Genomic DNA, 16,536 nt, shown 5'->3' with positions numbered 1-16,536 from the left:
ACCTGAAAAATGGCTGAGACAGCCTTTCAGAAACAGTACCGGCAGGAATACATCGCCGGTTTCGAGTTCGGCCAATCGATGCTGCGCGCAGCGGTCACGGTCGAACATCAGCGACAGGGCAATGAGGCGGTGTTCCTCGTTGCTGACAGTGGCGGCGCGTCAGCCGTTACTCGCGGCGTCAATGGTCGCATTCCGGCTCGTACGGACAACAACAACCAGCTCACCGCCACTCTGACCGAATGGCATGACCTGGTGAACAAGACCTCGTTCAACATCTTCGCTTCGCAGGGCAACCAGCGGAAGTTGATGCAGGACACGAGCCTGAAGGTCATGAACCGCAAGATCGACGATGATATCATTGCCGAACTTGCAACTGGCACGGTCAACACCGGTGCCGCCGTAACTGGCGGTCTGGCCCTTGTCACCAAGGCTCTCGGCATCCTCGGAAACGCCGATGTGGACCTTGAAGACCCGGACAAGGTGTTTGGCCTGATGACGCCGGCAATGGAGGCCTATCTTCTCCGCGATGCCAGCTTCACCAACTCGCAGTATGTCGACATCAAGCCGCTTGCCGGCCCGATGAAGAAATACCGCCGTTGGGCCGGTGTGAACTGGATCAAGCACACCCGTCTTCCGGGCAAGACCACGAATGCCGAAAAGTGCATCCTCTTCCACAAGGATGCCATCGGTCACGCCTGCGACACGGAAACCCTGAAGGCCATCGTCGGGTACGACGAAGAGCAGGACTATTCGTATGCCCGCGTGACGGCATTCATGGGTTCGAAGCTGCTGCAGAACAGCGGCGTCGTCATCATGAACCATGATGGCTCTGCCATCGCGGCATCGTAAGGAGGTCCTGAAAAATGGCATACGAAACCTCTAACCCTCCGAAGTGCATTGCTTCGGGTATCGGCTCCGGTCCTTCGACCTGGGTCTATGCCGATGGTGATGCGCACACCGATGTTGACGCTGCTGGGTATTTCACCAACGGCGCCAAGCTCGGCATGAAGGTCGGTGACCTTGTGTTCGTGCAGAACACCACCGGCTACACCACCACGCTTCATTCCGTGAGCGCGGTGTCTGCGGGTGCCGCGACCATCTCGGCTGCGGTTCTGGCCTGATCATAGGGCGGGGGCTTCGGCTCCCGCCTTTCTCTCCTTCGCTGAAACCACAAGGAAACCGATATGGAAGCGTCCCAAGACAAGGCCGCAATGATCCCGCTCGCCGCGAATGGCCTGAAAGTGGCGGAAACCGTTCGCAACGTCTACCAGGTCACGGCCTCGGCTGGCTCTGATCCTGAGCATCTGCTTGAGCCGAAGTATTGGACGCATGTCGGTCGGCTGCTGCGCATGGGCGACAGGATCGAAGTCCTCGCCGCTGATGCGTCCTGGTACGCTGAACTGCGCGTGATGGAAGTCGGTCGCAATGAAGCGTTCGGCGCTCGCGTGGCCTTCACCTTGCCGCCTGTCTCGCTGAAGAACGATGCTGTTCTGCCGGAACTGAACGACTATGTTGCCCGCCCCTACGGTGGCGCTTGGCAGGTCTACAAGGTCGGGCAGGATGAGCCGGTCAAGCGCGACCTTCCCGACAAGATCGCCGCTGAAAAGTGGATCGTCTCGCAGCGCCGCGCGATGGCGGCTTAAGCCATGACGGACCAACTCAGCCTCTACAATGGCGCGCTGGTCAAGTTGGGCCAGCCGCGTCTTGCCTCGTTGACCGACGAGAACAAATCGCGGCGCGCTCTCGACTTCGCCTATGCGAAGACGGTGAAGGCGTGTCTAGAGGCTGGGTTGTGGAATTTCGCCATGCGCTTCGCCTCTGCGACGGAATCGCCCTCGGTCGATACCACGCTGGGTTACCAGTTCGTGTTCGACAAGCCGAACGACTGGCTGCGCACCGCTGCAATCACCATCGACGCGCACGGCAAGGTGCCGCTGCTCGAATACGATGATCGCACCGATTACTGGCTGGCTGACATTGCCACGATCTACGTGCGCTATGTGTCGAACCACGACGATTACGGGCTCGACCTCGGGCGCTGGCCGGAAAGCTTCGTGACCTATGTCGAAACGGCTCTGGCCGTGGCGACGTGCGAGGAAATCACTGGATCCAATACCAAGCTCGACAAGCTGGAAAAGGATGCCGACAAGGCTTGGAAGAAGGCTTCCAACCGCGACGTGATGAATGAGGCCGTGACGAAATTCCCGCCTGTCGGGCGTCTTGTTCGCAGCCGCTTTCCCAGCATCAGCACTCGCGAGCATGGCCGCTAATGGCTAAGACCAACGCGCCTCTTCTCGCCTTCAATCGCGGGCTGGTGTCGTCATCGGCGCTGGTCCGCGTTGATGTTGATCGCATCCGGCTTTCCGCCGAGGTCATGACGAATTGGCTTCCGAAGACGGCGGGGGCCATGTTCCTGCGCCCGGGCTTCGAATGGCTGGGGTCGAGCCGAAACGACGCCTTTGCCATCGACATTCCGTTCGTTGCCGCGACCGACGACACGGCGCTGATTGAGATGGCGGACGGCAAGATGCGGGTTCGCGTCAATGACGCTCTGGTGTCTCGGGTGGCCGTTTCCACCACCATCAGCAATTCCAGTTTCGCCACGTCAAGCGGCTGGACAGATGCCTCTTCCGGTGGCGGAACTCTCGGCTTCGGCGGTTCCGGTCTGGTGCTGAACGCGGTCAACATCGGCGGTCGGGCGATCTGCCGCCGTGAAATCACGGTGTCGGGCGGCGATGCCGGCAAGCGCCATGCGCTCACCATCAGCGTGACGCGCGGGCCGGTGGTGTTCCGCAGCGGTTCTTCCAGTGGGTCCGATTCCTACATTTCCGAAACGCTGCTGAAGGCCGGTTCCCATAGCCTGGCTCTCACGCCTTCGGGGAATTTCTGGATTGAGTTCCAGAACGGCCGGGACGTTGACCGCATCGTGGCGTCATGCGCCGTTGCTGCATCCGGCACGATGGAATTGAACATTCCCTATTCAGCCGCCGATCTGCCGCATCTGCGATACGACCAATCGGCAGACGTGTTGTTCCTCTCCTGCAATGGCATCAAGCAGCGCCGCATTGAACGTCGGGCTGTCGATAGCTGGTCGGTTGTGGACTACCTGCCAGACACCGGGCCATTCTTCGTTGCCCGGTCGGCTGATGTGCGTCTGAAGGTGTCCGCCACCACAGGCAACACCACGCTGACGGCAGAACGACCCTTCTTCACGCCTCAGCACGTCGGCGCGCTGTTTCGCGTGTTTCTGCCGGGTCGCAACCAGTCTTTCAAACTTGGCGCGGATGGTGCCTTCACGCCAGCCTGGCGCGTCAACGGCGTTGGAAGCGACAATGATTTCACAATCACGTTGTCGGGCACATGGAGCGGCACGATTGCGTTGCAACGCTCCTATGACGGCCCGGATGAAGGCTTCATCGATCTTGGAACCGGGTTCTATTACACGATCAACGGCACCGGCACTATCGAGCCCGGACCTCAGCAAGACAATATGATCGTCTGGTATCGCATGGGCTTCAAGTCGGGTGATTACACTTCGGGAGCCGCGACGGCGAACATTCTCTATCGCGGCGACGGCACTTACGGGATTTGCCGCGTCATTGGTTATAGTTCGCAAACGAGCGTTTCAGTCGAGATTCTGGCACCCTTTGCCAGCACCGAATACAGCGACAATTGGCAAGAAGGCATCTGGTCTGATCGGCGAGGCTGGCCTAGCGCTGTCGCGTTCCACAAGGGGCGTTTGTGGTGGGCTGGCAAGACACGGTTCATCGGTTCAATCTCTGACGATTACGAGAACTTCAGTCCTGACTTTGAAGGTGACGGCGGGCCGATCAATCGCACCTTGGGCTCTGGTCCGGTAGATACTATCAACTTCATGCTCTCGCTTGGCCGGCTCATCATCGGAACGCCCGGCGCTGAATTTTCCATCAAATCGACCTCGATTGACGAGCCGCTGACGCCTCAGAATACACAAGCCGGCGATCCGTCAACGCAAGGGTCGCGGATGGGGGCAAATGCGGCCAAGGTCGACAACCGCGGCGTCTTTGCCCAACGCTCAGGCAAGAAGGTCATGGAACTGGTCTTCAACCCGGATACCTACGACTACGAGCCCCGCGACCTGACGCTGTTGACGCCTGACCTTACCGGCTCGGCCAAGGTGGTAGGCATGGAAGTCCAGCGCCAACCCGACACGCGCATTCATATCTGGCTGAGTGATGGAACGGTGGTTCTGCTCACCTATGAACCCAGCGAGGAAGTCGCCTGCTGGTCGAAGATTGAAACAGACGGCTTCGTTGAAGGCGTGGCTGTCCTGCCGGGCGAAGACGAGGATCAGGTTTACTATCGTGTCCGCCGCACCATCAACGGGCAAACCAAACGCTTTCTCGAAAAGATGGCGATGGAATCGGAAATCGTCGGCGGCACGATCAACAAGCAGGCCGATGCCTTTACGGTCGTGCCGAACGTGACGGGCACGACGGTTTCGGGTCTGTCCTATCTGGAAGGAAAGCAGGTCATTGTATGGGCCTCTGGCAAGGATATGGGCAGCTACACCGTCTCGGGCGGCTCGATCACGCTGAGCGAGGCGGTGACCGCCGCTGATGTGCTTGTGGGGCTGGGGTACACCGCCTCCTACAAGTCGACCAAACTGGCATATGCAGCTGCGGCGGGAACGGCTCTGTCGCAAATCAAGCGGGTCAATCTGGTCGCAATGATCCTTGGCCGCGTCCACAATAACGGCATCGCCTTCGGTCGGGACTTCACCAACATGGATCGCCTGCCGCGTCTCTATCGTGGCCGGCCCGTCGATCCGCATGAGGTCTTCGACCACTACGAAGAGCCGGCGATTGCCTTCCCCGGCGATTGGGATACTGACGCGCGTATCTGCCTGAAGGCGACGGCACCCCGGCCTTGCGTGGTCGAGGCGGCAATCGTGTCGGTCGAGACGAACGACAAGCTCTGATGCCCTACGAGATTGTGCCGCTCAAGCATGAGCATCTGGCCGAATGGTACGGCGAAGATGCCTACCAAGCGACCATCAAGGGCGTTGCCGCGTTCGTCGACGGCAAGCTGGCGGCGGTGGCCGGCTTCCATATCGTGAGGGGCACGGTGGTTGCGTTCTGCGGCCTGAGCGAAGCGGCGCGGCCCTACAGGAAGACGATCCACAAGACGGCGCTGGAACTGATGGAAGAGGCCAAGGGGCGGCACAAGCGCATTCTCGCGCTGTGCGACCCGAAGGAACCGACTGCGCCGAACTGGCTGAAGAGGCTGGGTTTCCGGCAAGGTGATGGAGATGTGTGGGAATGGCGGATTTCGGTCTAAGCACGATCATAGGCCTGATCGGCACTGGCGTCTCGGCGGCTGGTACGCTGGCCGCTGGTGCTGCTCAGAAGAGCGCTGCGGATTTTCAGGCTGAGCAGCTTGAACAACAGGCTGCGGAAGAGAGGGCGGCATCGCAGCGCGAGGCGGCACAGAAGAAGAAGGAAACCGACTTCGTTCTGTCCCGCCAACGGGCTGTCGCGTCCGCGTCCAACCTTGGCGCGCTCGATGAAACAGTCCTCGATCTGGCTGGCGACATCGCTCAGGAAGGCGCGTTTCAGGAAGGCATGATCCGCTACGGCGGCGACGAGCGGGCCAAGGGTCGACGCGCCCAAGCAGCGGCATCCCGAATGGAAGGGAAGGCCGCTCAGACCGGCTCCTACTTCGGGGCAGCCGGTACGCTCATGGGCGGGATTGGCGACTTCGCCAGCGATTACGGCATGGGCAAGAAAAAGGGCCGCTATGCCTACATTTACGACGATGCGTGAGGGCTTTAGCACATGGCATTGAAGCTTCCGGGCGCTGAAGACCTCGGCGGACCTGTCAGCGGTCGTTCTGGCCGTCCTATCGCCTCGCTGGACACGTCCGCAATCGGTCGGGGCGTGGCTCAGGCTGGGCAGGGCATGCGCGCGCTTAGCGCCGGCCTCAAGGTCCGTGAGCAGACGCAAAAGAAACAGGTCGACCAGTCGACGGCGTTCGACACTCAATCTCGCTATCTTCAGTTCGAAGACCAGCAGCGCAAGGCGTTTGCCGATAGCATCCTGAAGGCCCCTGTCGGGGCCGATGGGTTCACGGCTGGGCAGAAAGAGAACTATCGCAAGGCGGCGAAAGAGTTCTTCAAGACCGTTCCCGACGATCTGAAGCCGGAATACAACGAGACGCTGTTCAAGTTCGAAACGTCCCTGACCTCGAAGGCGGATGAGTTCGCCGTTGCAGAGAAGGACCGCGTTGCGAAGACGAAGATCGACGACGGGCAGAACGTCATCCTTCAAGGGTTGCAGGATAACCCCGACGGCTGGAAGGACGCGGACGCCCAGGCTGATGCACTGGTGAAAAATTCCGGCCGCTCGCCCATTGATCAGGACACCGATCTACGGGCATGGCGCAAGCGTCGGGCTGAAGCACTGTGGGAAATCGACACAAAGACCAATGGCGGCGCGGCGCGCGAACGGCTAGGCGTCGGTGGGGCTGTGCAGACTGTCGTTGGCAAGATCATCGGCGCGGAGAGCGGCGGCAATCCGAATGCCAAGAACCCGAATAGCTCGGCCTCTGGTGTGGGCCAGTTCACGGACTCGACATGGCTTGCGACTGTGCGCCGTCATCGCCCCGATCTGGCCGGCAAGTCCAATGGTGATCTGCTGGCACTGAAGGGCAATGCCTCGCTTGGCCGTGAGATGACCACGCGCCTGACGGAAGACAATCAAGCGTCTCTGGCGTCCTCGGGCATGCCTACCACGGCAGGCAATCTATACCTTGCCCACTTCGCCGGCATCGGTGGAGCCAAGGCGCTTCTGCGCGCGGACGACGGGCAGTCTGTGGCAAGCGTTCTCGGCCCGGAAGTCATGAAGGCCAACGGCTTTCTCAATGGCATGTCTGTCGGTGACATCAAGGCATGGGCGGCAAAGAAAATGGGGGGCGCTCACACTGAGGTCGCGCCTCAATATGCCGATCTGCCCTATGAGGATCGCGTCAAGCTCTATGACCATTCCGTGGTGGAAGAGCAGCAAGCGGCCAACGCTGCGGCGGTCCAGTTGAAGGCGCAACAGGCGTCGTTCAAAGACGCCTTGTCGCTCGGCATCGAGACAGGGACGGTTGTCAGCCAGCAAGAAATCCTGAGCGCCAACATCGACGATGGCGACAAGGCCACGCTGCTGAAGGCCTTGAACACGAAGCTGAAAGAAGACGGCGGCGTGAACGCCTTGACCGCCAGCATCGTCGCCGGTTCTCCGGAAGCGTCGATCAATTCCTTCGACGACGATCAGCGCAAGGTGGCCGATAAGACCTACGACGCTATGCAGAAGGCCGTTCCCGACGATCAGAAGGGCGTCGTCACTGACGCCTTTGTGCGCGCGACGGGCTACATTCCCCAGCCGGTGCAGGCAGTCATTCGGCAGGGTGCGGCATCGACCGATCCGGGCATTCTGGCCGCTGCCATGTCGCAGGCTGATGTTCTGCAGGTATCGGCGCCGATATCGTTCGACTCGTTCGCGGGTGGATCTGATGTGCGCACGAAACTGACGGATTTCCGCCATTTCGTGAATGATCTTGGAATGAGCGGGCAAGAAGCTGCATCCGAAATGCTGCGCCGAAACGATCCTGCAGTGAAGGCCAATCGCCAAATCCTGAAGCCGGAAGCTGACAAGTTCCTCAAGACGCTTTCGGTTGCACAGGTGACCGACGAGTTCGACCCTGGGGCGTTCTCTGCCGAACCCGGCGCTGGCATCATGCCGGAACAATCCTCCGCTCTCATGGCCGAATACAAGGAAATTGCGGAAGATGCCTTCTATGCCACTGGCGGCGATACGGGCTTGGCGCAGGCTCGGGCGCTGGCGGAAATCAAAACGCGCTGGAACGTGAGCAATATCTCGGGCTCCGCGAACCTGATGCGCCTGCCTCCAGAGCAACACTATCCGCCCATCGGCGGAAGCCATGAGTATCTGCGCACCGACGCGATGGAAACGGCGTCCAAGTTCGCGGAAGGGCTGGGCCGCAAGGTCGAGAACGTGGCGATCTGGCCTACGGCGCAAACGCGGGCCGATATCGAGATGGGCCGCGCTCCCCGATATCGCCTGTTCTACCAGTACACCGAAGACGGACAGACCAAGTTCGATGAGGTCTTGGGCAAGGGCTGGGGCGTCGACGCCAAGGCCATGCAGAAGACCTTCGACGAGAACAAGGCTTCGTTCCTTCGGTCGCATGAACGTGACGATGCGGCAAACCAGATTGAACGAGATGCCAATGCTCGGGCAGAAAAGGCGCTTGAAGAGACGCCCGGCCCTGACTGGATGAAGGCGCGGGCTGCTGAGGCCGAACGCGAGCGCGGCAAGGTCGAGGCTGACACGTTCCGCGCATCGCCTGATCCGGCTCTACCGGGCGGGGCCAAGCCAAGTCTTGGCGACGATCCCGAAGTGAGCCGTCGCCTTCGTGGCATTTCCACCACCACGCAAGAGGGTCAATTCTAATGCCGATGCTGGACTATCCAGAAGACCGGAAGCCTCTCGGCGGGTTCGCGGCGGTGGACTATACGCCCGAGCCTGACCACGAGATTGAAGCGGACACCATGTCCGTTATCGGCTCGGCGTGGCGTCAAACGAACATGATCGTTTCCAGCGCATCGAACAAGCTGGCCGGTGTCGATATCAAGACGCCTGACGGGCTGACCGGCGAAGAGATGTGGAAGGATATTCAAGGCACCCGCTACGAACGCGAATGGGACCGCATTTCCAAGGTGCACAACCGCATCGGGTTTGCGGCCATGAAGTCGCAAATCGACATGGAAGACGAAGACCGGCGCAATGTTGATTCGGCGGGTTGGCTCGGCACGGCTGCGACTTTCGGCGCTGCGGTGCTCGATGCTCCCTCACTGCTGCCTGGCGGCTCCGTGGTGCGTAGCGCGTCCACTGGTGCGACCATTCTCCGGTCGGCACTGACAACCGGCGCTGCCGGCGCTCTGGCGGCTGGCGTGTCGGAACTGGCATTGCAGCAATCCCAGCAAACACGCTCCGGCATGGAAAGCATGATCGGCGTGGGCTCGGGGGCAATCTTCGGGGCCTTGCTGGGCTCTGGCGCTGGTGCCTTGCTCTCGATGGCCGAACGCAAGGCGGCTCTCAAGAGCATCGACCAGGCTATGGGCAACCATTCTGGTTTTGCGCCGGTCGAAGGGCAAAGCGCTGGCGCTGCCGCAATTGACAGGCCGGTGTTGGAAGACTTCGACATTGCCAAGGGTGCAAAGACAGTCGGCGCGGTGCAGGCTCCGCTTAACCCGCTTCTCCGGGCCGCGCAAAGCCCGTCTGCCGTGCATCGATCGATCATGGCCGATCTGGCGGAAACCGGCTTCTATCTCGAAAAGAACGTGCGCGGGGATGGCAATATCGCCGTGGAAAGCGCCGTGAAGTATTGGGACCGTGGCGCTTTGACCAAGGGCCTGAGCGAGATGAACGCGATCTATCGCGAGGCTCGCAAATCGGCCGGTTTCGACATGACGGCGGAAGACTTTCGCACTGCGATTTCCAAGGCGATGCGCCGTAGCGATGAAGGCGTGAACGATGCCGTTTCAAAGGCGGCGCGATCTTGGCGCTCGGCTCTGTTTGATCCCTTGAAGGAACAGGCGATTGAGGTTGGCTTGCTTCCGCCTGACGTGAACGTGAAAACGGCAACGTCCTATCTCACTCGCCTCTGGAATGCGCCGCGCCTCAATGCAGAGGAAGCCCGGTTCAAGGCCATTGTTCGGCCTTGGCTGGACGATCAGCTTCAGCAATTGGAGTTCAAGGCCGATGAAATCAGGATCGGCAACAAGATCGTCGACACTGAGAAGATGCGGGAGGCGTTCGCCAAGGTGGACGAGCGCATGCAGGGCTTCGAAGAGCAACTGACACGTCGCGGCGGCATCCGCCAGCGCAAGGTGCAATCGCTCGAAGGGTTGCAGCAAACCCGCCTCGATGTGCTGAAGGAACGCGCACCGGCTGGTCTGGTGAAGATGCTGCGCGGCGCCGACGAAAACGCCGTGATGATTGACGCGGTAAAGCAGTCTCGCGCGGCGGCTCGGTCTGCCAACAAGAAACAGCCATTCGTCGACCGCTCGCCCGTCCTGGCTCTCATCAAGGGCAAGGGCGGCGTTCGCATCGGCTCCAAGCTCGATAGCGAACTGCGGGCGATGGACGTGACGCCGAAGACGCATCCGGGCCTATTCCGCAAGCAGGGCGGTATTGGCGATGTCGACAACTTCGTGAAGGCGGAAGACGAGATATTCGCGGACCTTCCAGACGACGGCAACGGCTATGTGAACCCGGTCGCCGTCATGGAGGCGATCAGGTCGGAACTCGGCGGCAATCCGCTACGGACGCCCGACGAGATTATGGCCGCTGAAGCTCTGGATCAGATCGACCGTGCTGCATCCGAATGGCTCGAAAAAGTCGGGCTGCCTGACAACGCCACGGTGAAAGATGTGCGGGCGTTCATCGACCGCGTGCTGGGCGCTGAAAAGAACGTCGACGGCATGGACAGCCGGATATCGCGCCTTGAACGGGAAATCGAAGAGTTCGACGCGGTAACGGACAAGCTGACTAACGAACGGGACATTTCGGGCGCTGAGGCGCGGGAAGTCTCGGCCAAGCTGGAAGCGCTCGAAAAGGAAATGGAAGAGGTTCGCGACCTTGCCAACGCCTCGCCGCGTGTGGGCCTCGTCGTGGACTATGGCACTGTGCGCCGCGATCTGTTCAAGGCCGGCTTGAAAGAGCGCAGCCTGTCCAAGCGTGTCGACGCTCTGAAGCGCATGGAGGCCGAAGGCAGGGCAAACGATGAAATGCTGGCCGAATTGTCAGCCAAGGAAATCGACCTTGGCCGGCTGCGCGCGAACATCGAGGGCATGAGGGTCAAGGCCAATAAGCTTGAACCGATGGTGCCGAAGATCAAGCAGGAAATCCCCGAGTTTCTATCGCCGGAAGATCGGGCCGATTACGTGAAGGGGATTGTCGACGACATTTTTACGCAACTTACCGGGCGGGCAAATCAGGGCATGCCGTCCTATGACATGACGATGGCCGCGCGCGGGCCGCTGAAGGAACGCACCTTCAACATTCCCGATCATCTGATTGAGGATTTCCTTGAACACGACATTGAATTGATCGGTCGGCGCTATGCCCGCGTGATGGCCGCTGATGTCGAACTGACCCGCATGGACAAGCGCCTCGGTGGCGATGGGAAGCCTACGCTCAAGGGACAGCTTGACCGCGTAACACAGGATTATCAGGCGTTGCGTGATGCCGTCCATGCGTCGGACATGGAGCAAGCGGCCAAGGAAAAGGCGCTCAAGGAACTGTCGGCGCGCGAAAAGAGCGACGTTGAAGACATTGCCGGCGTTCGCGATCTGCTGCGCGGCCAATACAAGATCAGCAGCCAGCACACCAATTTCGCCAAGGTGCTGAGGGCGGCGGGCACCTTCAACTATATCCGTACTCTCGGCGGCGTCTTGGTGTCGTCTCTGTCGGACGTGGTTCGGCCCATCATGGTCAATGGGCTGGGCCGCTACATGAGCGAGGGCATCGCGCCGCTGATGTCAAACATGAAGGCCGTCAAGCTTGCGGTCGAGGATGCAAAGCTGCTGGGTGCTGTCACTGAGCGCACCTTGCAATCTCGCATCGCCACGATGGCAGAACTCGCAGACCCTTATGCCCACAATTCACCGTTCGAACGGCTGCTAGACAACATGGGTTCGGCGTTCTCAAAGATGACGCTGCTGCCGTGGTGGAACGACATGCACAAGTCCATCGCTTCAGTGCTGACGCAAAACCGCGTCCTGAAGAACGTGCAGGTCGACTATGAGGCCCTGAGCGCTGCGGAGCGCAAGTACATGGGCTATGTCGGCATTGATGCCCACATGGCTGAGCGTGTGGCTCGCCAGTTTGCCGCGCATGGGGAGGTTGAGGGCAACGTGCACATTCCGGGCTTGGAGCGCTGGGACGACGAAGGCGCGCGCCGTGCTTTCGCTGCTGCGATCAACAAGGACGTGGACGCAACGATTGTCACCAAGTCAGTTGCCGACGTGCCGCTGTTCATCCACACGCCTGCCGGTCGTGCGCTGTTACAGTTCAAGAGCTTCGCCCTGGCATCGAACCAGCGCATGTTGATGCGTGGACTTCAGGAAGGGCCGGGCTCGGTCATGACGGGCATCATCGGCATGTCGGCTATGGGCATGCTGACCTACTTCCTCAAACAAGCGGAATCGGGCCGCGAGATTTCCAACAATCCGGGTACGTGGATGGCGGAAGGGCTGGATCGATCCGGCTTGTTCGCAACTGCGTTCGAAGTGAATAGCACGTGGGAAAAGCTCGGCGGGCCGGGGTTCTATGCCGCTGCTGCCGCTGCCGGTCGGCTGGTCAATCCTGATGCGGACAAGAGGCAAAGGGCATCACGCTTTGCCAACCGTGACGCTTTCGGCGCTCTGCTCGGGCCATCCTTCCAGCTCGGCACCGATGCGGCCCAGCTTCTCGGCGTTCCTCTTCGTGCGGCATCGGATTTGATAGACGGCGATCCGTCGACCAATCCCAGCATTGCGGAATCGGACATCAACCGCGCGGCGAAAATGATCCCGTTCCTGACCCTGCCCTATTGGCGCTGGATCATTGAAGGCGGCTTCGGGCTTGATAACCTCGATGCCTTCAGCGGCGTGAAGCCCGAGCTTCACGAACTGGTGAATTAGCAGACCCTCGGGCCGTAGCGGACGCACTCAAGATCAACATTCCAGCCGCTCAACAGAAGGGCACTGCTGAAGCCTATGGCGGCGATGATGGCGAGGGACGCCAACTTGTGACGCGGAAAAGGGTTGTTCTGCGTCCATGTGTTGAGCGCGGGAACGACGAACATCAGAGAAAAGAAACCGGCAGCCCCCAGCACAAAGGTCATGACCGCAAAACGGTCCATGCGTCTTTGACCTTGTGAAGCCAGCGCGGTCGCTCTGCCACCGCCGTTCCTTGGATATAGGCCACATTGAGGGCGGTCAGCGCCACACCGCCGCCGAAGACCAGCCAGGCTGTCCCGTAGTCTGTGATCCGCGACCACTCTTCTCGCAGGATGAGCAGAAGCCCGAGCATCGCAAGCAAGTTCGCAACGATAAGGAATATTCGCATGGCAACAGCCTATGTTGACCAGATAACCGGCAATGGCGAGACGGTAGCATACAAAGCGCCGTGTCGGGTAGCCACGACCGGCAACATCGTTCTGTCAGGGTTACTGACGGTCGACGGCGTTGTGGTCGCTGCTGATGACCGGGTGCTGGTGAAGAGCCAGACCGATCAGAAACAGAACGGCATCTATATCGCCAACTCTGGCGACTGGAAGCGCGCGCGGGACTTCGACAGCAACCGCGACGTGACGAAGGGAACGCGCGTCACGGTCACCGATGGTTCGACGCTGGCGGGCCGTGAGTACGTCCTGACCTCGGCCAATCCTATCCATGTCGGCACGTCGAACATAGTCATCACGGAATCGCTCTCAAGCGACAGTGCCGGAAGCGCCATTGCTGCTGCGGCAAGTGCTGCTGCGGCGCTGGTGTCGGAACAGAACGCGCATGCCGATGCCGTCGCCGTCGCCGCTGACAGAACGCAAACGGGGCTGGACCGCGTAGCGGTTGCTGCTGATCGGGTGCAAACCGGGCTTGATCGGGTGGCTACTGCGGCGGATCGTGTACAGACCGGCATCGACCGCGCCGCCGCCTCTGCTGACAGAACGCAAACCGGGCTGGACGCAATCGCCACGGCCGCGGATAGGGTGCAAACGGGCCTTGATGCTGCATCGTCCGGGGCGTCCTCTACCTTGGCGGGCAAGTGGGCCACTGAGGCTGAAGACGTGCCGGTAACGACTAGCCCGGATAAATTCTCCGCGTTCCATTGGGCTCAGAAGGCGGCAGGCGTCGTCACAGGCGGTATCGCTGCAGCTATTCACGCTGCGTCTTCGAAGGCGACACCAACCGGCGCTGACGAACTGGCTATTTCCGATAGCGCGGCGTCGTGGGGCCTGAAAAAGCTCACGTTGACGAACCTGGCCGCATGGCTGGCAGCGTTGACGCAAACGCTCACCAACAAGACGCTGACAAGCCCGGCCATCACTGGGGGCTCCTGGACTGGCGGAACGGACCTTGCCATTGCGGACGGCGGCACCGGGGCCAGCACGGCAGCAAATGCGTTCGCCGCGTTGAAACAGGCAGCCAGTGACACCGCAACCGGCGTTGTCGAGCTGGCGACGGCGGCGGAAGTGGCGACGGGCACGGACACGGCACGTGTGCCTTCGGTAGCGACGATGAAGAACCACCCTGGCGTTGCTGCCGCATGGGTCAATTTCGACGGTACGGGCACCGTGGCAATCAAGGCCAGCTACAACGTTTCATCGATAACCGACAACGGGACAGGTGACTATACGGTCAACTTTGCGACGGCGATGCCGGATGCGAACTATGCAGTTGCGCTTAGCTCGCGCGTCCTCGTCGGCGCTGGCGGCGGCGGAACGTGCCGCATCCTTGCTGCCACAGCGCCAACGGCCTCGGCCCTCCGCTTCGATACCCTGAATTACAGCGGCACGTTGGCCGATCCCGTGCTGGTGACAGCCACCGTTTTTAGATGAGGTTAAACATGGACAAGCGCATCATCTTCCCTACCGATAGCGGCGGCGTGGCCGTCCTGATCCCTGGCAATGGCTGGGACGCGACAGAGGCCGCGCGGAAAGACGTTCCTGCCGGCGTTGCGTATCGCATCGTAGACGCGAGCGACATTCCTTCAGACCGCAGCGAGCGCAATCAATGGGGTGCGGATTTCTCTGCGCCTGATGGGTACGGCATCGGCGCTGAAGCGTGGTTCGCGGAACAGGACGCGAAGCGCTTGGCTGAAGAAGAGGCGGCGCGCAAAGAGGCCGAACGCCTTGCCGCTGAAGAGGCCAAGATTGCATCCGAACAGGAGAAGGGCAAATGAGCGTCATCACCATTCGGCCCGCACCGCCGCCGCCAGTCCCTGTCTCAATATCGCGCCGTGAGTTCTATCAGGGGCTCGCTGCCGCTCAGAAGATCACGAAGGACGAAGCGCTTGCAGCTATCAAGACCGGGACCATACCGGCTGCGCTTCAAGCCATGATCGATGGCATGACGGATGGGGAAGCCGCCTTCAAAGCCGAATGCTTGCTGGCCGGCGCTTCCGACTTCGAACGCGACAACCCCTTGGTGATGATCTTCGCCATCAAGGAAGGCATGTCGGAAAAGGAAGTCGACGACTTCTGGCGGCTCTGCTCCGCGCAATAAACCTCAACTCCCTCAAAACCTGAAAGGTCCACAAGATGGATAAAACCGTGCCCATCGGCGCGGCCCTTCTGCTTGACTTCATTCGACAGACCGAAGTCGGGCGCAAGGATCGCGCATCCTATGATGTCATATTTGCCAACAAGCAGGGCAGGCTTGCGAAGCCGCTCACGTCCATGACGCTCGATGAGGTTCTGGCCGCGCAAAAAGGCTGGTCGAAGAACAATGGATCCAGTGCGGCGGGCGGCTATCAGTTCATGCGCGCGACACTGGTTGGGCTGATTGCGGAGCTTGGCCTTCGTGGCTCCCAGCTTCTGGACACCGATCTGCAAGACCGGCTGGGCTTCCACCTGCTGAAGCGGCGCGGCTATCAGCAATATGTCGACGGGACAATCAACGCGGTCGAGTTCGCCAAGCGCCTTGCGATGGAATGGGCAAGCTTCCCCGTCCTGGTCGACTGCATGGGCGCTCATCGGAAGTTGAAGCGCGGGCAGTCCTACTATGCCGGCGACGGGCTCAACAAGGCGCTGGTCGCTCCTGAGAAGATCGAGGCGCTGTTTCTGCTGGTGCGAAAGGCTCCTGACCCTCTGCCGGCTCCGCCACCCACTGTCCAGCCTGCGCCGGCTCCTGTGCCTGCGCCTGAGCCCCGCAAGGGCTTCTGGCAAGTCCTCGTCGAAGTCCTCACCAAGATCATTGAAAGGGTTTGGAAATGAGCGGTTTGATTGCGCGTATCGCGCTTCGTTACGTGGCGGGCGCTCTCGTCTTCCACGGTCTTTTCTCTGCCGATGATGCCCTGTGGCTCAACACCGATCCGGGCATCCTCGATGCGGTTTCAGCGGGCCTCGGCGTGGCAATCGGTGCCGGCACTGAGTTCGCTTACAAGCTCGCCCGCAAGTGGGGATGGGAAACGTGAGCGGCCTTGTCTCGGCGCTCATGGCGGACGCTGGCGGCTATCTGCTCGGGGCCGGCGCAATCCTGTTCGCCTTCGTGGTGACGTACATCAAGGGGCGGCTCTCCGGGGCCGCTCGCGAGCGTGACAAGCAAGCGGCCAAGGAAAGGGACAGCTATGCGAAACACCTTCGGGAAGTCTCTGATGCTGCTGACGCTCGCCCTTCTGGCGGGGTGCAGTCAGACCCTCGCAACCGCGACAACCGATAAGGCCGTCTGCGCGATCTGGACGCCGGCCACCTATTCGGCGTCACAGGACAGCCAAGAAACCGTTG

The 16,536-nt window shown here is 60.7% G+C and carries 17 protein-coding genes; 15 read left to right on the top strand and 2 right to left on the bottom strand.

Annotated features, from left to right (window positions below; genetic code table 11):
* Positions 1–9 precede the first annotated feature (9 nt).
* From ACODTY_RS04675 to ACODTY_RS04635, 9 genes are all read left to right on the top strand, one after another.
* On the top strand, positions 10–849 hold the full coding sequence (locus ACODTY_RS04675; RefSeq protein ID WP_488993114.1) for a phage capsid protein: 840 nt from the start codon (positions 10–12) through the stop codon (positions 847–849).
* Positions 850–863: 14 nt separating this feature from the next.
* On the top strand, positions 864–1,121 hold the full coding sequence (locus ACODTY_RS04670) for a hypothetical protein (RefSeq protein ID WP_488993113.1): 258 nt from the start codon (positions 864–866) through the stop codon (positions 1,119–1,121).
* A 63-nt stretch (positions 1,122–1,184) separates the two neighbouring features.
* On the top strand, positions 1,185–1,643 hold the full coding sequence (locus ACODTY_RS04665; RefSeq protein WP_488993112.1) for a hypothetical protein: 459 nt from the start codon (positions 1,185–1,187) through the stop codon (positions 1,641–1,643).
* 3 nt (positions 1,644–1,646) lie between these two features.
* Complete coding sequence (locus ACODTY_RS04660; RefSeq protein WP_488993111.1) at positions 1,647–2,270, top strand: phage connector family protein; 624 nt, start codon at positions 1,647–1,649, stop codon at positions 2,268–2,270.
* Entirely contained in the window at positions 2,270–4,960 is a 2,691-nt protein-coding gene (locus ACODTY_RS04655; RefSeq protein WP_488993110.1) for a phage tail protein, read from the top strand. Before ACODTY_RS04660 ends, ACODTY_RS04655 begins: the two co-directional genes overlap by 1 nt.
* Positions 4,960–5,319 (top strand): hypothetical protein, encoded by a 360-nt coding sequence (locus ACODTY_RS04650; RefSeq protein WP_488993109.1) that lies wholly within the window; start codon positions 4,960–4,962, stop codon positions 5,317–5,319. The genes ACODTY_RS04655 and ACODTY_RS04650 overlap by 1 nt, the downstream gene beginning before the upstream one ends.
* Entirely contained in the window at positions 5,301–5,804 is a 504-nt protein-coding gene (locus ACODTY_RS04645; protein ID WP_488993108.1) for a hypothetical protein, read from the top strand. The genes ACODTY_RS04650 and ACODTY_RS04645 overlap by 19 nt, the downstream gene beginning before the upstream one ends.
* Before the next feature lie 12 nt (positions 5,805–5,816).
* Positions 5,817–8,498 (top strand): lysozyme family protein, encoded by a 2,682-nt coding sequence (locus ACODTY_RS04640; protein WP_488993107.1) that lies wholly within the window; start codon positions 5,817–5,819, stop codon positions 8,496–8,498.
* Positions 8,498–12,733, top strand: coding sequence for a hypothetical protein (locus ACODTY_RS04635; RefSeq protein ID WP_488993106.1), 4,236 nt, complete (start codon positions 8,498–8,500; stop codon positions 12,731–12,733). The genes ACODTY_RS04640 and ACODTY_RS04635 overlap by 1 nt, the downstream gene beginning before the upstream one ends.
* Here the strand turns inward: ACODTY_RS04635 and ACODTY_RS04630 are convergent.
* Positions 12,730–12,954, bottom strand: a complete 225-nt coding sequence (locus ACODTY_RS04630) for a hypothetical protein (protein WP_488993105.1) — start codon at positions 12,952–12,954, stop codon at positions 12,730–12,732. The two genes, ACODTY_RS04635 and ACODTY_RS04630, sit on opposite strands and share 4 nt — an antisense overlap.
* Positions 12,933–13,160: a hypothetical protein gene (locus ACODTY_RS04625; RefSeq protein WP_488993104.1), complete on the bottom strand. Its 228-nt coding sequence runs from the start codon at positions 13,158–13,160 to the stop codon at positions 12,933–12,935. Before ACODTY_RS04625 ends, ACODTY_RS04630 begins: the two co-directional genes overlap by 22 nt.
* Between ACODTY_RS04625 and ACODTY_RS04620 the strand changes: the two genes are divergently transcribed.
* Genes ACODTY_RS04620 through ACODTY_RS04595 form a run of 6 tightly spaced genes read left to right on the top strand, consistent with a single transcriptional unit; the run spans position 13,159 to position 16,471 of the window.
* The gene (locus ACODTY_RS04620) at positions 13,159–14,649 is read left to right on the top strand and encodes a hypothetical protein (RefSeq protein ID WP_488993103.1); all 1,491 of its coding nucleotides are present in this window, start codon (positions 13,159–13,161) and stop codon (positions 14,647–14,649) included. The two genes, ACODTY_RS04625 and ACODTY_RS04620, sit on opposite strands and share 2 nt — an antisense overlap.
* 8 nt (positions 14,650–14,657) lie before the next feature.
* Positions 14,658–14,993 (top strand): hypothetical protein, encoded by a 336-nt coding sequence (locus ACODTY_RS04615; RefSeq protein WP_488993102.1) that lies wholly within the window; start codon positions 14,658–14,660, stop codon positions 14,991–14,993.
* A complete protein-coding gene (locus ACODTY_RS04610) occupies positions 14,990–15,316 on the top strand; it encodes a hypothetical protein (protein WP_488993101.1) in 327 nt (108 codons plus the stop codon). Before ACODTY_RS04615 ends, ACODTY_RS04610 begins: the two co-directional genes overlap by 4 nt.
* Positions 15,317–15,351: 35 nt before the next feature.
* Positions 15,352–16,026 carry a lysozyme family protein gene (locus ACODTY_RS04605; RefSeq protein ID WP_488993100.1) on the top strand — a complete coding sequence of 225 codons (675 nt, stop codon included), beginning with the start codon at positions 15,352–15,354 and terminating at the stop codon, positions 16,024–16,026.
* Positions 16,023–16,226, top strand: a complete 204-nt coding sequence (locus ACODTY_RS04600) for a hypothetical protein (protein ID WP_488993099.1) — start codon at positions 16,023–16,025, stop codon at positions 16,224–16,226. Before ACODTY_RS04605 ends, ACODTY_RS04600 begins: the two co-directional genes overlap by 4 nt.
* Positions 16,223–16,471 carry a hypothetical protein gene (locus tag ACODTY_RS04595; RefSeq protein WP_488993098.1) on the top strand — a complete coding sequence of 83 codons (249 nt, stop codon included), beginning with the start codon at positions 16,223–16,225 and terminating at the stop codon, positions 16,469–16,471. The genes ACODTY_RS04600 and ACODTY_RS04595 overlap by 4 nt, the downstream gene beginning before the upstream one ends.
* The last annotated feature ends 65 nt before the right edge of the window (positions 16,472–16,536 follow it).

It is taken from the genome of Mesorhizobium sp. FG116, assembly GCF_057809835.1.
This window is presented reverse-complemented; position numbering and strand designations above follow the sequence as displayed.